A 14,604-nucleotide genomic window follows, 5' to 3' on the forward strand; every position below is an offset into this window, starting at 1 on the left:
CCTATATGTTTTTATAAACTACATTTTTTCAAACACAGTTTACAAAATAGTATTGGAGGTTCACACGACCATCAGTCCAGCAAACCTACCCCTTCGAATAGCCATTGCCGGCACTATAAAGTTTCGGGAAAAAAACTTTGTTGTAACGTGGGGTCGCAGGATTATAGAGAAGTCCACAGCAAAGATCGAACCCTTTTTTGAAAAATGTGTAGATTTCCCTCTCTCTATTGTAGATAAGATGCGCAATGCCTGCGCATCTTATCGCCAACCTTATGGCAGGTGTTCGCGGGCAAGATACTCTTCGCTCTGCATCTCCTGCAAACGCGACAGGCAGCGCTGATACTCGAACTTCAGACGCTCACCGCGATAAATCTCGAACATCGGCACTTCGGCCGAGACCACCAGTTTGACGTGACGCTCATAGAATTCATCGACCAATGCCAGAAAACGTCGTGCGGCATTTTCTTGGTCGGCCTTCATGACCGGCACATTATGCAGAATCACGCTGTGGTACAGCCTTGAGAGCGCAATATAGTCGAGCTGGCTGCGCGCCTCTTCACACAGCGTGTGGAATTCGACGGCCAACACCCCTTCTGCCGAGGCAATCGCCTTGAGTGGACGATGATTCACCTCCAGCACCGGAGCCTGTTCACCTGGCTTACCGGCCAGCTTGCCAAACATCTGTTTCATCGGTGCGTTGAGGTCGGCCAGCGTTTGCCCGGACTCCGGCGTCAGCCACAGATTGGCCTGCGTCAAGGTGCGCAGACGATAGTCGATGCCCGCATCGACGTTCATCACGTCACAGTATTCATTGATAAGAGCAATCGCCGGCAGGAAGCGCGCACGCTGCAAACCGTTGCGATAGAGGTTGTCCGGCGGAATGTTAGAGGTCGCCACCAGCGTGATGCCGCGGGCGAACAGCGCCTGTAGCAGCGTCGCAAGCAGCATCGCGTCGGTAATGTCCGACACGAAAAACTCGTCGAAGCACAGCACGTCCGTCTCCTGCTTGAAACGGTCGGCAATCACCTCGAGCGGGTCCGACTGCCCCTGAAGCTGGGTCAGCTCTTCGTGTACGCGCAGCATAAAGCGGTGGAAGTGCAGGCGCATTTTACGCTCGCCCGGCAAACTATGGTAGAACATGTCCATCAACCAAGTCTTGCCCCGCCCCACGCCGCCCCACATATACAGCCCCTGAACCGGACGAATGGTGCTCTTGGCAGGACTCTTCTTAAACAGACGGCCCAACCAGCCGCTACTTTCAGGCAAATCCTCTGGTTTTTTGGCGACCAATTCCTGATAAATAGCATCAAGACGGGTCACCGCCTGCTTTTGAACGTCGTCCGGCTGGAACTCTCCGGCATCAAGTGCAGTCTGATAGGAAGAAAGCGGTGTCTTTAATTGCATCGTAATCAACGTCCCTGAGAAAATATTTTCAGTGATTCATGGCGCAGATTTCATGACGTTTAACGCAGATTTTTCCACTATTTCGCGGTATTTAACGCACTTAGGGGATAAAGCGGCCCCGTTGAACGGTGCGAAAGTTGCCGCAGGATTCCACTAACGCGAGGTTAACGGTTATAGTGGTGTTCTGTTTGTCGTAAAACTTGCCATGTAAAAGTTTTGTTTAAAAGTATTGGTGAGAAAGTTACGCCAAAAAGCCCAACAGGACAACGGTGTCAATAATAGGAGTTATTATGACTTGGGAGTATGCGCTCATTGGATTAGTGGTCGGTATCGCCATCGGCGCGGTAGCGATGCGCTTTGGCAATCGTAAATTACGCGATCAGCAAGTGATGCAAAACGAGATAGACAAGAGCAAAGCAGAGCTGGAAGAGTACCGCCAGGAACTGGTTGGACACTTCGCACGCAGCGCCGAGCTTCTTGATAACATGGCGACGGACTACCGTCAGCTTTACCAGCACATGGCGAAAAGCTCTAACAACCTGTTGCCAGACATGCCATTGCAGGACAACCCGTTCAACTACCGTCTGACCGGTTCGGAAGCCGATAACGATCAAGCTCCGGTTGAAATGCCTCGTGACTATTCCGACGGCGCATCTGGCCTGCTGCGCGGAACAGAAAGACAACGCCGTAAGTAATACGGTAAAGCCAGTGGCCTCCGTCACTGGCTCTTCTTTTGGCTGATCAACTGGCAGTTTCCCTCGGCATTCAATCAAGAGAGCAATCCAAATGAAAAAAAAATCATTTTTACTCAGCGCAGTGGCGATTAGCCTTGGATTAAGCTTCTCCTCTTTTCAGGTCGTCAGTGCTGCCCTGCCCGTGGCGGTAGAGGGGCAACCTCTTCCGAGCCTCGCACCGATGCTGGAAAAAGTGCTGCCGGGCGTGGTCAGCGTGCAGGTATCAGGTACTCAGCCACCCAGCGACCAGGTACCGCCCCAGTTCAAATTCTTTTTCGGCCCTGACACACCAAGCCAGAAGCAGGACGGCCAACCGTTTGAAGGCCTCGGCTCAGGCGTGATTATCGATGCCGCCAAGGGCTACGTGCTCACCAATAACCATGTGGTCAGCAACGCCGACAAAATTACGGTACAGATTAACGATGGCCGCGAGTTCGAAGCCAAGCTCATTGGCAAGGACGAACAGTCGGACATCGCCATCATCCAGTTAAAAGACCCTAAGAATCTGACTCAGATCCCAATGGCCGACTCCGACAAGCTGCGCGTCGGCGATTTCGCGGTCGCGGTGGGCAATCCCTTTGGTCTGGGACAGACGGTGACCTCCGGCATTATCTCTGCGCTGGGCCGCAGCGGACTTAATTTGGAAGGGCTGGAAAACTTTATTCAGACCGACGCCTCCATCAACCGCGGCAACTCCGGCGGTGCGCTGCTTAACCTGCAGGGCGAACTGGTAGGCATCAATACCGCCATCCTGTCTTCACAGGGCGGCAGCATGGGGATTGGCTTTGCTATCCCTATCAACATGGCCAAAAACCTTAGCAAGCAGCTGATTGAGACCGGACAGGTCAAGCGAGGTCTTCTGGGTATTCGCGGCAGCGAAATGACCGCCGACCTCGCCAAGGCGTTCAACCTCGACAGTCAGCGCGGTGCCTTCGTCAATGAAGTCCTGCCCGAGTCTGGAGCCGCCAAGGCTGGCATCAAGTCCGGTGACGTTATTATCACCCTCGACGGCCAGCCGCTCAGCAGCTTCGCCGAATTACGCGCTAAGGTGGGTAGCGAAGGGCCGGGCATAGTGGTCAAGCTTGGCATTCTGCGCGGCGGCAAGGCGATGGACGTTAACGTAACGCTCGGCGCAAGCCCTGACGTACCGGTCTCACTGGACAAAATCAATCCAGCGTTCACCGGCGCAACGCTCAGCGACGTCGATACCAAGGCCGGTAAAGGCGTTCAGGTTGACGAGGTCGTGAAAGGCACCCCGGCCGATCAGGTCGGCTTCCAGCAGGGTGATATCATCGTCGGCGTTAACCGCGCGCCAATCGACAATCTTGACGCTCTGCGCAAGGTGCTACAGTCCAAGCCAGACCTGGTGGCGCTCAGCGTGATGCGTAAAGGGCAGAATATTTATTTGTTAATGCCTTAACATAATTTGGGCGTAGCTTAGCTACGCCCAAACAAGTCATGCTATCCTTCCAGTACATTTTCTTACGACCCCCATAAACCCATGTTTGTTAAGTTATTGAGATCCGCACTCATCGGTCTTATTGTTGCCGCTATTCTGCTGGCGGTCGTTCCACGACTGCGTAAAACCGTTGCCGAGCCTTTTTTCCAGCATGACTTCACGACTCACAGCGAACAACCTGCCAGCTTCAACGACGGAGTTCGTCGTGCGGCACCTGCCGTCGTCAACGTCTATAACCGTAATATGGGAGACTCTTCCCAGAATCAGTTGCAAATCCGCACGCTGGGTTCCGGCGTTATCATGAATGACAAAGGCTATATTCTTACCAATAAGCACGTCATTAATAATGCAGACCAAATTATTGTCGCCCTGCAAGACGGTCGCGTGTTTGACGCGCTGCTGGTTGGTTCGGACAGCCTGACCGACCTTGCGGTGCTTAAGATTGACGCCACCAATCTGCCGGTCATTCCGATTAACGACAAACGTGTGCCTCACGTCGGCGACGTGGTGATGGCGATTGGTAACCCGTTTAACATCGGGCAGACGGTGACGCAGGGTATTATCAGCGCCACCGGTCGAATAGGCCTGAGCCCTTCCGGACGTCAGAACTTCCTGCAAACGGACGCCTCAATCAATCAGGGTAACTCCGGCGGTGCGCTGGTTAACTCACTGGGCGAACTGATGGGCATCAACACCCTGTCGTTTGACCAGAGCAACGACGGTGCGACGCCAGAGGGGATTGGTTTTGCCATCCCGACTGCGCTGGCGACCAAAGTCATGGGTAAGCTTATCCGCGACGGTCGGGTTATTCGCGGTTATATCGGCATTACCGGCAGTGAAGTCTCGCCGTTGCACGGCCCGACCGCACCGGTCGACCATCTGCAAGGCATTGTGGTTACCGAGGTGACGCCAAACGGCCCGGCGGCCAATGCCGGAATTCAGGTGCATGACGTTATTGTCAGCGTGAACAACAAGCCTGCTATTTCGGCGATTGAAACCATGGATCAGGTTGCGGAAATTCGCCCTGGCTCAGTCATCCCGGTCGTTATCAGCCGCAACGGCAATAAAATCAGCCTCAACGTGACCATCCAGGAATACCCGGAGCACTAAGGCTCGTATCGCAAGCATTAAAAAAGCCGGAAAGGTTACCCCTTCCGGCTTTTTTTTGTCCCGCAAACGCTCGAATTACTCGGCAGCGCTCACGCGTTCAATTTTGGCACCTAGCTGACGCAGTTTATCTTCGATGCGCTCATAGCCACGGTCGATGTGATAAATACGGTCAACGATGGTCACGCCATCAGCGATACAGCCCGCCAGCACCAGGCTTGCAGAAGCACGCAGATCGGTTGCCATCACCTGTGCACCGGACAGTTTTTCAACGCCGTGACAGATAAGGGTGTGGCTTTCGATTTCAGCATGTGCGCCCATGCGGATAAGCTCAGGCACGTGCATGAAGCGGTTTTCGAAGATGGTTTCGGTAATCACACCGGTACCTTCTGCAACCAGGTTCAACAGGCTGAACTGCGCCTGCATATCGGTCGGGAAGCCAGGGTGCGGCGCGGTGCGCAGGGTCACGGCTTTCGCGCGCTTGCCGTGCATGTCCAGGCTAATCCAGTCTTCGCCGGTTTCAATGTCGGCGCCCGCTTCACGCAGTTTTGCCAGTACGGCATCCAGCGTGTCAGGACGGGTTTCACGGCACACCACTTTGCCGCCAGAAATAGCTGCCGCCACCAGGAAGGTGCCGGTTTCGATACGGTCAGGCACCACGCGGTGTACGCCGCCGCCGAGACGCTCAACGCCTTCGATGATGATTTTGTCCGTACCTGCGCCGGTTATCTTCGCGCCAATGGCGTTCAGGAAGGCCGCGGTATCGGCAATCTCTGGTTCACGCGCGGCGTTTTCAATAACGGTCGTGCCCTCGGCCAGCGTCGCTGCGGTCATGATAGTCACGGTAGCACCCACGCTAACCTTATCCATCACGATGTGGGCAGCCTTCAGGCGTCCATCAACGGTCGCTTTTACGTAGCCTTCTTCTAGCACGATTTTCGCACCAAGCTGCTCAAGACCGGTAATGTGCAGGTCAACCGGACGTGCGCCGATAGCGCATCCACCCGGCAGAGAAACTTCACCACGGCCAAAGCGGGCAACCAAAGGACCCAGCGCCCAGATAGAAGCACGCATGGTTTTCACCAGGTCATAGGGTGCACGGAACTCGTTAACACCGCTGGCATCGACCCACACCGAACCATTACGCTCAATTTTGGTTCCCAGCTGATTAAGCAGCTTGATGGTCGTGTCGATGTCTTTCAAATGCGGGACGTTTTGCAGTTCTACCGGTTCTTCAGCGAGCAGTGCGGCGAACAAAATAGGCAGTGCGGCATTCTTCGCACCCGAGATCGTGACTTCTCCACTCAGGCGCGTTCCGCCCTGTACACGAAATTTATCCATTATTGCTCTCTTATCTGTTATCAAATTACTTCAGGTATAACAAAATGGCCGGCAGCTACGCGTGCCCGTCATCCCTGTATCCTTAAAAACCGTTGAGCTTACGATCGCGCTGCCACTCTTCTGGCGTATAAGCCTTGATAGAAAGTGCGTGGATGCGGTTGTCAGCGATATATTCCATCAGCGGGGCGTAAACGGTCTGCTGCTTTTTAACGCGGCTCATGCCGTCGAACATTGCGCCTACCACGATTGCCTGGAAGTGGCTGCCGTCGCCGGTTACGTGTGCTTCTTCGATTGCCAATGCTGCCATCAGCACGTCTTTAATTTCGTTAGTTTCCATAAAACCCGTCTAATCTTTAATCGTATGGGAAGTAATAGCCGAACATATTATAGAGATCCGACCAACTCTTAAACCATCAAAAAGCCCCTGTATGAGAGTTTCAGACAGGGGCTCTGATTTGAATAGTGATTTATCGCAGAAAATTTCTTGTCGCGGTAGGACTAACTGTCCGATTCGAGAGGAATTATTCCCTGCAGATTGTATAACTCAATCAACGTGCGCAAACGGTCGGTGATGCCGGCAATCTGCAGCTCCACGCCGTGCTTGCCCGCAAAATCACGCAGGTGTACCAGCAGCGCCAACCCAGAAGAGTCAACGCGCTCAAGATGCGCCACGTCGACACAGGTGACGCCCCTTAGCAGACTCTCGCGCTGCTCCCACAGAGGAAGCAGCGTTTCACGGTCTAGGCAACCGCTAAGAATCAGCGTCTGCTGTAGGGATTCAAAGCGCAGTTCACCGCTCATTATTTATTCTGCTGGATAGTGATTGGCTGAGCCGCAGCAGATTTCAGGCGCGCGGTCAGGCCATCAATGCCTTTCTGACGCAGGATGTCCGCCCACTCGTTCTGCTTGGTGGTAATCATGCTCACGCCTTCGGCAATCATGTCATACGCCTGCCATTCACCGGTGCGGCTATTTTTACGCCATTGGAAGTCGAGACGAACCGGCGGACGACCGCCTGGATCGGTGATGGTCACGCGAATGGCCACGATGTCGGTACCGGCCGGGATGCTCTGCGCAGGCTGAACCTGGTAGGACTGGTTGGTGTACATCGCCAGTGCCTGACCGTAAGCCTGTTGCAGGTAGTCACTGAACGCGCTGAAGTAGGCTTCACGCTGCGCAGGAGTGGCGGAATTGTAGTAACGACCCAGCACCAGCGCACCCGCATATTTAACCTGCACGAAAGGCAGCAGTTCTTCACGCACGACGGTGCGCAGGTAGTTAGGATCCTGCTGAATCTTCGGTTGGTCGGCCTTCAGACGAGTAAAGGTGGCGTTAGCGGCCGCGTTCATCACGCTGTAAGGATTGGTTTTATCAACCGCCGCCGCGGCGTTGGCCGCCAGCGGTGCAATCATCAGTAATGCAACAACCATCAAACGTTTAAACATAACAATTCCTCTTAATTACCTTGAGCCGCAGGGGCTGGAGCAGTTTTTGCCGCTGGAGCAGGCGCGCTTTCCGAGGCTGCCGGCGCATTGGCGGCATCCGGGTTGGCGGTGCTGTCCGGCGAAGCTGCGGCATCACCCGATTTCGCGGCGTCGTCTTTACCGCCGCTTTTGTAAAGGAACTGGCCGATCAAGTCTTCCAGAACCATCGCGGATTTCGTGTCCTGAATGGTGCCGCCATTTTTCAGAATGGTGGTTCCCATGTCAGGATCCTGAAAACCGATATTCAGCGCCAGGAACTGCTCACCCAGCAAACCCGACGTGCGGATAGCCAGAGAACTGGTATCCGGGATCTGGTTGTACTTGTCATCGATGTCCATCGCCACGCGCGGCGACAGATTTTTGTCCAGCGTAATGCTGCTAACGCGACCGATAACGACACCACCAATTTTAACCGGTGAATCGTTTTTCAGCCCACCGATGTTGTCGAAATCAGCATAAATACGGTAAGTCGGATCGGAGCCGAAGGAGCGAATATCGGCCACTTTCAGGCAGATAAACACCACGGCACACAATGCGATCAGCATAAATGCTCCAACCCAGACTTCACTTTTCTTGTTTTGCATGGCTCAATTCCCAAACATCAGTGCTGTCAGCACAAAATCTAATCCCAGCACCGCCAGTGACGAGTGCACTACGGTACGGGTCGTGGCCCGGCTAATCCCTTCCGAAGTCGGGATCGCGTCGTAACCGTTGAATAGCGCTATCCAGGTTACGGTAATGGCAAAAACAACGCTCTTAATCAAGCAGTTGAGCAAGTCTTGACGCCATTCTACGGCGTTTTGCATCGCCGACCAGAAGAAGCCGCTGTCGATGCCTTTCCAGTCAACGCCGACCAGCGATCCGCCCCAGATACCGACCGCGACGAAAATCGCCGTCAGCAGAGGCATGCTGATAAGACCCGCCCAAAAACGTGGCGCGACCACCCGACGCAGCGGGTCGATCGCCATCATTTCAAGGCTTGAAATTTGCTCGGTTGCCTTCATCAGGCCAATCTCGGCGGTTAACGCCGAACCGGCACGGCCGGCAAACAGCAGCGCGGTCACTACCGGCCCCAGCTCACGCAGCAGAGAAAGTGCGACCATCATGCCCAGGCTTGCTTCGGCGCTGTAAGTTGTCAGCACCAGATAACCCTGCAGGCCGAGCACCATGCCGATAAACAGGCCGGATACCACAATGATAAGCAGCGACAGCACACCGACGCTGTAAAGTTGTTTGATTAATAATGGCCATTGTTTGGCAAACTGCGGCCGTCCGACCAGCGCACGAAACAGCAACTGCCCGGCGCGTCCAAACGATGCACAGGTGGCTATTCCGCTGCGGCCCAATGACGCTAACGCCCTAATTAACATTGATTTACTACTCCATCATCCAAGCAGCTCGGTTTTATAATCACCGGCCGGGAAACGGAAAGGCACCGGTCCATCGGCGATGCCGTCGAGGAACTGGCGAACACGCGGGTCTGGATTATTTTGCAGCTCCTCGGTGGTGCCTTCTGCGATAACGTGCTGAGCGGCCACGATATAAGCATAGTCAGCGATACTGAGAACTTCAGGCACGTCGTGAGAAACCACGATACAGGTGACACCCAGCGCATGGTTTAGCTCGTCAATCAGCTTGACCAACACGCCCATGGTGATAGGGTCCTGACCGACAAAGGGTTCATCAAACATGATGAGCTCGGGGTCGAGCGCGATTGCACGTGCCAACGCTGCACGGCGCGCCATCCCGCCCGAGAGTTCTGCCGGCATCAGTTCTGCCGCACCGCGCAGCCCCACCGCTTCGAGCTTCATCATTACCGTCGTGTGCAGCAGTTCTTCAGGAAGGTTACTGTGCTCACGCAGCGGAAATGCCACGTTCTCGAAAACGTTGAGATCGGTAAACAGCGCTCCGGACTGGAAAAGCATGCTCATTTTCTTGCGGGATTCGTACAACTTACGGCGAGACAGCGCAGGAACGTTTTCACCATCAAACCAGATCTCCCCACTGTCCGGCGTAAGTTGTCCGCCGATCAATCGAAGCAAGGTTGTTTTACCGATCCCCGAAGGCCCCATGATGGCGGTTACCTTGCCTTTCGGTACGGTCATGTTTATCTCTTCGAAAATGGGACGATCGCCGCGCATGAAACTCATGCCCTTGATCTCAACCAGATTCGCTTCGCTCTGACTCATTTGTCTCTTCCTCTGGGCGAACACAACACAAGAATCCTCTTATGTTAGAACCCGTTCCATAACTTTGGCTTAAACTACAATGCCAACACCCGACATTTTACAAAAACTTACCGCGAATGCGTTACCAAAGTTGCCATTGATTTACTTTTAACGTCCGGACGGTCAAAATCAACCAACTGCGGGCCGGTTGTCATCTGACCGCATAAAAAACGATAAAACAGAAAGTCAGAAGCCAAGGTAATCGCTATTATGGAACCCTATTCAATCACTATCAGGCCGGTGGGTCTGATGTCAGATTGATCAAACTCATTTTGGTTCCTTGCCAGACTTACGAACATTGCATTATACCAAATAAAGGATTTTTCATGCTTCTCGCTAGCGTACTAATGGTTGTCGGCTTGTTTCTGTTAGTTTATGCCGCCGATCGTTTGGTGTACGGAGCTGCAGTCCTGGCAGGCTCAATCGGCATTCCCCCTCTTATTATTGGTATGACGGTCGTCGGCGTAGGAATTTCCCTGCCTGAACTGGTTGTATCAACCACCGCCGCCATCAACGGTCAGATGGATTTAGCAGTAGGCAACGTCATTGGTTCGAATATCACTAATATTCTTCTGATTTTGGGCGGCGCCGCGCTAATTCATCCACTTTCCGTGCGTTCTGATATCCTGCGACGCGAACTCCCGCTAATGTTGATAGTGACCGTGCTCTGCGGATTCCTGCTTAGCGACAGTGAGTTAAGTCGATGGGACGGCGTCGCGCTGATTACCGCCGCAGCGATATTTCTGCTGCTGATGATAAAAATCGCCAGGATGTCGGAGCAGGTGGGACAGGACACGCTGACCCGCGAGCAAATGGCTGAACTCCCTCAGGATGGAAGCAATACAGTAGCATTTTTGTGGTTAGCGCTGGGGTTTATTATCATGCCGCTGGCTTCAAACATGATTGTCGACAATGCTTCGGTCATCGCGCGCTATTTTGGCGTCAGTGAACTGGTTATCGGGCTGACCGTTATTGCCATCGGCACCAGCCTGCCTGAGCTGGCAACCTTTATCGCCGGGGCCATCAAAGGCGAAGACGACATCGCGCTGGGCAACATTATCGGCGCCAACATTTTTAACATGTGCCTGGTTCTCGGCCTGCCTGCGCTGGTCGCTCCGGGGCATTTTAATCCCGATGCGTTTCATCGTGATTATTGGGTCATGCTGGTCGTCAGCGTCGTGCTGACCGGACTGTGCCTGATGCGTAAACACCGTATTGGCCACCTTGCGGGCGCGCTGCTGTTGTGCGGGTTCGTCGCGTATCTGGCGCTGCTGTTCTACGTACCCGGCAGCGTGACCTTCTAGATCTGATAGAATCTGTATAAATATTGCGCAACTCAGACCCAGTCACAGGATTTGACGATGACATCATTTAATAACGAAGATTTTAACTTCATCGAGGTCGGTAAACAGGTCCTGTTAACCGAAAGAGAAGGCCTGGAACAGCTGGATCAATACATCAACGACGACTTTAGCCGCGCCTGCCGGATGATGTTCCAGTGCGGAGGCAAGATAATCGTGATGGGCATGGGCAAGTCAGGTCACGTCGGCCGCAAGATGGCTGCGACCTTTGCCAGCACCGGCACCCCGGCTTTCTTTGTGCATCCCGGTGAGGCCAGCCATGGCGATTTGGGGATGGTGTCGAAGCAGGACATCGTCATCCTTATCTCCAACTCGGGTGAGTCACACGAGATTCTGGCGCTGATCCCGGTGCTCAAGCGTCTGGATATTCGCCTGATTTGTCTGACGGCCAACCCTGAAAGCTCCATGGGCAAGGCGGCGGACGTGCACATCTGCGTCAAAGTGCCGAAAGAAGCCTGCCCGCTCGGCCTTGCGCCGACCAGCAGCACGACTGCGGCAATGGTAATGGGTGACGCGCTGGCCGTAGCATTGCTGGAAGCACGTGGTTTCACCGCCGAAGATTTTGCACTTTCTCACCCCGGCGGCGCACTCGGTCGCAAGCTTCTGCTGCGCGTCAGCGATATCATGCACACCGGCAGTGAGATCCCGCAGGTCAGCCGTGACGCAACCCTGCGCGACGCACTGCTGGAGATTACCCGCAAGAATCTGGGAATGACGGTCATTACCGATGACCTGATGAAGATAGAAGGTATCTTTACCGACGGTGACTTGCGCCGAATCTTTGATATGGGTGTCAACGTAAACGACGCTAAAATTACTGATGTCATGACCACAGGCGGCATTCGCGTGCGTCCTTCCCTGCTGGCGGTCGATGCGCTAAACCTGATGCAGGACAAACACATTACCTGCGTCATGGTTGCCGATGGCGACCAGTTGTTGGGTGTGGTACATATGCATGACATGCTGCGAGCCGGTGTCGTGTAATACCGACAGTTGAGTAAATCGACGATAACCGTTTTAAACAGCCCGGGGTGTTGGGTCTGTCACTTAAGGAATTGCCTGAATGAGTAAAAGCGCAGCCAATGTGGATACCTGCTATGGTCCCGTTAGCGCAGAGGTGCTTGAGCGAGCTAAAGCTGTCCGCTTGCTGATTTGCGACGTTGACGGCGTAATGTCCGACGGTCTGATTTTCATGGGAAATCATGGCGAGGAGCTGAAAAGCTTCAACGTGCGCGACGGCTACGGGATCCGCTGCCTGCTTACTTCAGATGTTGAAGTGGCTATTATTACCGGGCGCAATGCCAAATTACTGGAAGATCGTGCCAAAACGCTGGGCATTCGCCATCTTTATCAGGGCCAGTCAGATAAGCTTTTGGCCTTCCGCGAACTGTTAGATACACTGTCTCTGCAGCCTGAGCAGGTTGCCTACATTGGCGATGACCTGATTGACTGGCCTGTCATGGAAAAAGTGGGACTTTCCGTCGCCGTAAACGACGCTCACCCGATCCTTCTACCCAAGGCGCACTACGTGACGCGAATCGCCGGTGGACGCGGTGCCGTGCGCGAATTATGCGATTTGATTCTGCTGGCGCAGGGCAAGCTGGAGGACGCCAAGGGGCTGTCGATATGAGTAAAGCAAAGCTTTGGATAACCCTGGTACTGGGCCTGCTGGTTCTGGTACTGATTGGCTGGACGCTGTCGGACACCACCGCGCCGACGCAGAAAGTGGCAGTCAATAATCAGGAACCCACTTATCAGAGTCAGCACACTGTGACCGTGGTCTATGACCCGACTGGCAAGCTGAATTACCGACTGGTCTCTGACGAAGTGAAATATTACACCGCCGACCAGCTGACCTGGTTCACCAATCCGGTGGTGACCATGTATGACCAGAATGCCCTGGCGACCTGGACCTTGCGTTCCGATCGCGCCAAGCTGACCAACGACAAAATGTTGTATCTTTATGGTCACGTACAGGTCGACAGCCTGACGCCTGCAACGTCACAGCTGCAAAGAATAAAGACAGACAATGCCCAGGTTAATCTGGTCACACAGGACGTAGCGTCAGACGACGAAGTCTACATTTATGGCACCGGTTTTACGTCTAACGGCATGAAAATGCGTGGTAACTTAAGAAATAAAACCGCTCAGCTGATCGAAAAGGTAAATACTAATTATGAAATTCAAAACCAAAAACAAAATCCGTAACCTATTGATCACGACCTCGCTGCTGGCGGTAAGTCTCCCTGCACTGGCGTTGAAAAGCGACACCACGCAACCTATGACTATCACCTCCGATAATCAGGCGGTGGATATTAATACCAACACCGTGACGCTGACCGGTAACGTTGTCGTCAAGCAGGGCAGTATTCTGGTGCACGCCGACCGCGCGACCATCGTTCGTCCTAACGGTCAGTCGGGCCACGAAGTGGTTAACGGTTACGGTAATCCGGTCACGTTTTATCAGATGCAGGACAACGGCAAGCCTATCAAGGGCCACGCCCAACAGGTGCGTTATGAAGTTGATAAAGACCTGATTACCCTGACGGGTCAGGCCTATATCGAGCAGCTCGACAGCAATGTTCAGGGCGACCGCATCACCTATCTGGTGCAGAAGCAGCAGATGGAAGCCTTTAGCGACAAGGGTAAACGCGTAACCACCGTGCTGGTTCCTTCTCAGCTACAGCAAAAAACCCCTGCTGCTGCAGGTCAGAAAAAGAGTAACTGATAACTTATGGCAACATTAATCGCAGAAAACCTGGCTAAAGCTTACAAAGGCCGCAAAGTTGTTGAGGACGTCAGTCTTTCAGTCAAGTCAGGTGAAATCGTCGGCCTGCTCGGGCCTAACGGCGCGGGTAAAACCACCACCTTTTACATGGTGGTCGGTATCGTTCAGCGCGATGCGGGACGGATTGTGGTTGATGATGAAGATATCAGCCTACTCCCCCTGCACACCCGTGCGCGTCGCGGCATCGGTTATTTGCCGCAGGAAGCCTCTATTTTCCGCCGCCTGAGCGTGTTCAACAACCTGATGGCGGTGCTCGAGATCCGCGAAGATCTCAACAAAGAGCAGCGCATCGCCCGCGCCAATGAGCTGATGGAAGAGTTCCATATCTCTCACTTGCGCGATAACCTTGGGCAGTCACTCTCCGGCGGTGAACGTCGTCGTGTCGAGATTGCCCGCGCGTTGGCGGCCAATCCAAAATTCATCCTGCTCGATGAACCTTTCGCCGGGGTTGACCCCATTTCGGTTATCGATATCAAGAAAATCATTGAGCATCTGCGCGACAGCGGGCTAGGCGTACTGATAACCGACCACAACGTCCGTGAAACGCTAGACGTCTGCGAACGCGCTTATATAGTTAGCCAGGGTCGTCTGATAGCCCACGGCACCCCCGCGGCAATTCTGGAAGACGAGCAGGTTAAACGCGTTTACCTGGGCGAGGCTTTCCGCCTGTAAAATTAAAAATGCGATTCGCAAATTTT

General features: G+C 53.8%; 17 protein-coding genes. 9 read left to right on the top strand and 8 right to left on the bottom strand.

Annotation, left to right across the window (positions count from 1 at the left end; translation table 11 throughout):
- Positions 1–270: 270 nt before the first annotated feature.
- Complete coding sequence (gene zapE, locus BS640_RS02620; RefSeq protein ID WP_084911809.1) at positions 271–1,404, bottom strand: cell division protein ZapE; 1,134 nt, start codon at positions 1,402–1,404, stop codon at positions 271–273.
- A 290-nt stretch (positions 1,405–1,694) separates the two neighbouring features.
- Here zapE and zapG point away from each other — a divergent pair, with 290 nt between their 5' ends.
- From zapG to degS, 3 genes are all read left to right on the top strand, one after another.
- Positions 1,695–2,099: a Z-ring associated protein ZapG gene (gene zapG / locus BS640_RS02625; RefSeq protein WP_017493870.1), complete on the top strand. Its 405-nt coding sequence runs from the start codon at positions 1,695–1,697 to the stop codon at positions 2,097–2,099.
- A 91-nt stretch (positions 2,100–2,190) separates the two neighbouring features.
- On the top strand, positions 2,191–3,558 hold the full coding sequence (locus BS640_RS02630; protein WP_017493871.1) for a Do family serine endopeptidase: 1,368 nt from the start codon (positions 2,191–2,193) through the stop codon (positions 3,556–3,558).
- An 81-nt stretch (positions 3,559–3,639) separates the two neighbouring features.
- Positions 3,640–4,707, top strand: coding sequence for an outer membrane-stress sensor serine endopeptidase DegS (gene degS / locus BS640_RS02635; protein WP_084911811.1), 1,068 nt, complete (start codon positions 3,640–3,642; stop codon positions 4,705–4,707).
- A gap of 75 nt (positions 4,708–4,782) precedes the next feature.
- On the opposite strand, the gene murA is transcribed toward degS, so the two are convergent.
- From murA to mlaF, 7 genes are all read right to left on the bottom strand, one after another.
- Positions 4,783–6,045: a UDP-N-acetylglucosamine 1-carboxyvinyltransferase gene (murA, locus tag BS640_RS02640; protein WP_017493873.1), complete on the bottom strand. Its 1,263-nt coding sequence runs from the start codon at positions 6,043–6,045 to the stop codon at positions 4,783–4,785.
- 82 nt (positions 6,046–6,127) lie between these two features.
- Positions 6,128–6,382, bottom strand: a complete 255-nt coding sequence (gene ibaG / locus BS640_RS02645) for a BolA family iron metabolism protein IbaG (RefSeq protein WP_017493874.1) — start codon at positions 6,380–6,382, stop codon at positions 6,128–6,130.
- 161 nt (positions 6,383–6,543) lie between these two features.
- Entirely contained in the window at positions 6,544–6,846 is a 303-nt protein-coding gene (mlaB, locus tag BS640_RS02650) for a lipid asymmetry maintenance protein MlaB (protein ID WP_017493875.1), read from the bottom strand.
- Positions 6,846–7,490, bottom strand: coding sequence for a phospholipid-binding protein MlaC (gene mlaC / locus BS640_RS02655; protein WP_017493876.1), 645 nt, complete (start codon positions 7,488–7,490; stop codon positions 6,846–6,848). The genes mlaB and mlaC overlap by 1 nt, the downstream gene beginning before the upstream one ends.
- Positions 7,491–7,501: 11 nt before the next feature.
- Positions 7,502–8,113 carry an outer membrane lipid asymmetry maintenance protein MlaD gene (mlaD, locus tag BS640_RS02660; protein WP_017493877.1) on the bottom strand — a complete coding sequence of 204 codons (612 nt, stop codon included), beginning with the start codon at positions 8,111–8,113 and terminating at the stop codon, positions 7,502–7,504.
- A 3-nt stretch (positions 8,114–8,116) separates the two neighbouring features.
- Positions 8,117–8,899: a lipid asymmetry maintenance ABC transporter permease subunit MlaE gene (gene mlaE / locus BS640_RS02665; protein ID WP_017493878.1), complete on the bottom strand. Its 783-nt coding sequence runs from the start codon at positions 8,897–8,899 to the stop codon at positions 8,117–8,119.
- 15 nt (positions 8,900–8,914) lie between these two features.
- Positions 8,915–9,718: a phospholipid ABC transporter ATP-binding protein MlaF gene (mlaF, locus tag BS640_RS02670; RefSeq protein ID WP_017493879.1), complete on the bottom strand. Its 804-nt coding sequence runs from the start codon at positions 9,716–9,718 to the stop codon at positions 8,915–8,917.
- A 365-nt stretch (positions 9,719–10,083) separates the two neighbouring features.
- On the opposite strand from mlaF, the gene BS640_RS02675 reads away from it, so the two are divergent.
- The 6 genes from BS640_RS02675 (at position 10,084) to lptB (ending at position 14,578) form a co-directional block, all read left to right on the top strand.
- Positions 10,084–11,061 carry a calcium/sodium antiporter gene (locus tag BS640_RS02675; protein WP_026110792.1) on the top strand — a complete coding sequence of 326 codons (978 nt, stop codon included), beginning with the start codon at positions 10,084–10,086 and terminating at the stop codon, positions 11,059–11,061.
- Between the two features lie 57 nt (positions 11,062–11,118).
- The gene (gene kdsD, locus BS640_RS02680) at positions 11,119–12,102 is read left to right on the top strand and encodes an arabinose-5-phosphate isomerase KdsD (protein ID WP_017493881.1); all 984 of its coding nucleotides are present in this window, start codon (positions 11,119–11,121) and stop codon (positions 12,100–12,102) included.
- A 79-nt stretch (positions 12,103–12,181) separates the two neighbouring features.
- On the top strand, positions 12,182–12,748 hold the full coding sequence (kdsC, locus tag BS640_RS02685; protein ID WP_017493882.1) for a 3-deoxy-manno-octulosonate-8-phosphatase KdsC: 567 nt from the start codon (positions 12,182–12,184) through the stop codon (positions 12,746–12,748).
- Positions 12,745–13,326 (top strand): LPS export ABC transporter periplasmic protein LptC, encoded by a 582-nt coding sequence (gene lptC / locus BS640_RS02690; protein ID WP_084911813.1) that lies wholly within the window; start codon positions 12,745–12,747, stop codon positions 13,324–13,326. The genes kdsC and lptC overlap by 4 nt, the downstream gene beginning before the upstream one ends.
- A complete protein-coding gene (gene lptA / locus BS640_RS02695; protein WP_084911815.1) occupies positions 13,295–13,846 on the top strand; it encodes a lipopolysaccharide ABC transporter substrate-binding protein LptA in 552 nt (183 codons plus the stop codon). Before lptC ends, lptA begins: the two co-directional genes overlap by 32 nt.
- Positions 13,847–13,852: 6 nt before the next feature.
- Positions 13,853–14,578 carry an LPS export ABC transporter ATP-binding protein gene (lptB, locus tag BS640_RS02700; RefSeq protein WP_017493425.1) on the top strand — a complete coding sequence of 242 codons (726 nt, stop codon included), beginning with the start codon at positions 13,853–13,855 and terminating at the stop codon, positions 14,576–14,578.
- Positions 14,579–14,604: the final 26 nt, after the last annotated feature.

This window comes from Rouxiella badensis, from assembly GCF_002093665.1.
GTDB lineage: Bacteria > Pseudomonadota > Gammaproteobacteria > Enterobacterales > Enterobacteriaceae > Rouxiella > Rouxiella badensis.

What these genes read in the sequence shown, in the direction of transcription:
- zapE (WP_084911809.1), bottom strand. Translation starts at nt 1,404, where the DNA reads ATGCAATTAAAGACACCGCTTTCTTCCTATCAGACTGCACTTGATGCC.
- zapG (WP_017493870.1), top strand. Translation starts at nt 1,695, where the DNA reads ATGACTTGGGAGTATGCGCTCATTGGATTAGTGGTCGGTATCGCCATC.
- BS640_RS02630 (WP_017493871.1), top strand. Translation starts at nt 2,191, where the DNA reads ATGAAAAAAAAATCATTTTTACTCAGCGCAGTGGCGATTAGCCTTGGA.
- degS (WP_084911811.1), top strand. Translation starts at nt 3,640, where the DNA reads ATGTTTGTTAAGTTATTGAGATCCGCACTCATCGGTCTTATTGTTGCC.
- murA (WP_017493873.1), bottom strand. Translation starts at nt 6,045, where the DNA reads ATGGATAAATTTCGTGTACAGGGCGGAACGCGCCTGAGTGGAGAAGTC.
- ibaG (WP_017493874.1), bottom strand. Translation starts at nt 6,382, where the DNA reads ATGGAAACTAACGAAATTAAAGACGTGCTGATGGCAGCATTGGCAATC.
- mlaB (WP_017493875.1), bottom strand. Translation starts at nt 6,846, where the DNA reads ATGAGCGGTGAACTGCGCTTTGAATCCCTACAGCAGACGCTGATTCTT.
- mlaC (WP_017493876.1), bottom strand. Translation starts at nt 7,490, where the DNA reads ATGTTTAAACGTTTGATGGTTGTTGCATTACTGATGATTGCACCGCTG.
- mlaD (WP_017493877.1), bottom strand. Translation starts at nt 8,113, where the DNA reads ATGCAAAACAAGAAAAGTGAAGTCTGGGTTGGAGCATTTATGCTGATC.
- mlaE (WP_017493878.1), bottom strand. Translation starts at nt 8,899, where the DNA reads ATGTTAATTAGGGCGTTAGCGTCATTGGGCCGCAGCGGAATAGCCACC.
- mlaF (WP_017493879.1), bottom strand. Translation starts at nt 9,718, where the DNA reads ATGAGTCAGAGCGAAGCGAATCTGGTTGAGATCAAGGGCATGAGTTTC.
- BS640_RS02675 (WP_026110792.1), top strand. Translation starts at nt 10,084, where the DNA reads ATGCTTCTCGCTAGCGTACTAATGGTTGTCGGCTTGTTTCTGTTAGTT.
- kdsD (WP_017493881.1), top strand. Translation starts at nt 11,119, where the DNA reads ATGACATCATTTAATAACGAAGATTTTAACTTCATCGAGGTCGGTAAA.
- kdsC (WP_017493882.1), top strand. Translation starts at nt 12,182, where the DNA reads ATGAGTAAAAGCGCAGCCAATGTGGATACCTGCTATGGTCCCGTTAGC.
- lptC (WP_084911813.1), top strand. Translation starts at nt 12,745, where the DNA reads ATGAGTAAAGCAAAGCTTTGGATAACCCTGGTACTGGGCCTGCTGGTT.
- lptA (WP_084911815.1), top strand. Translation starts at nt 13,295, where the DNA reads ATGAAATTCAAAACCAAAAACAAAATCCGTAACCTATTGATCACGACC.
- lptB (WP_017493425.1), top strand. Translation starts at nt 13,853, where the DNA reads ATGGCAACATTAATCGCAGAAAACCTGGCTAAAGCTTACAAAGGCCGC.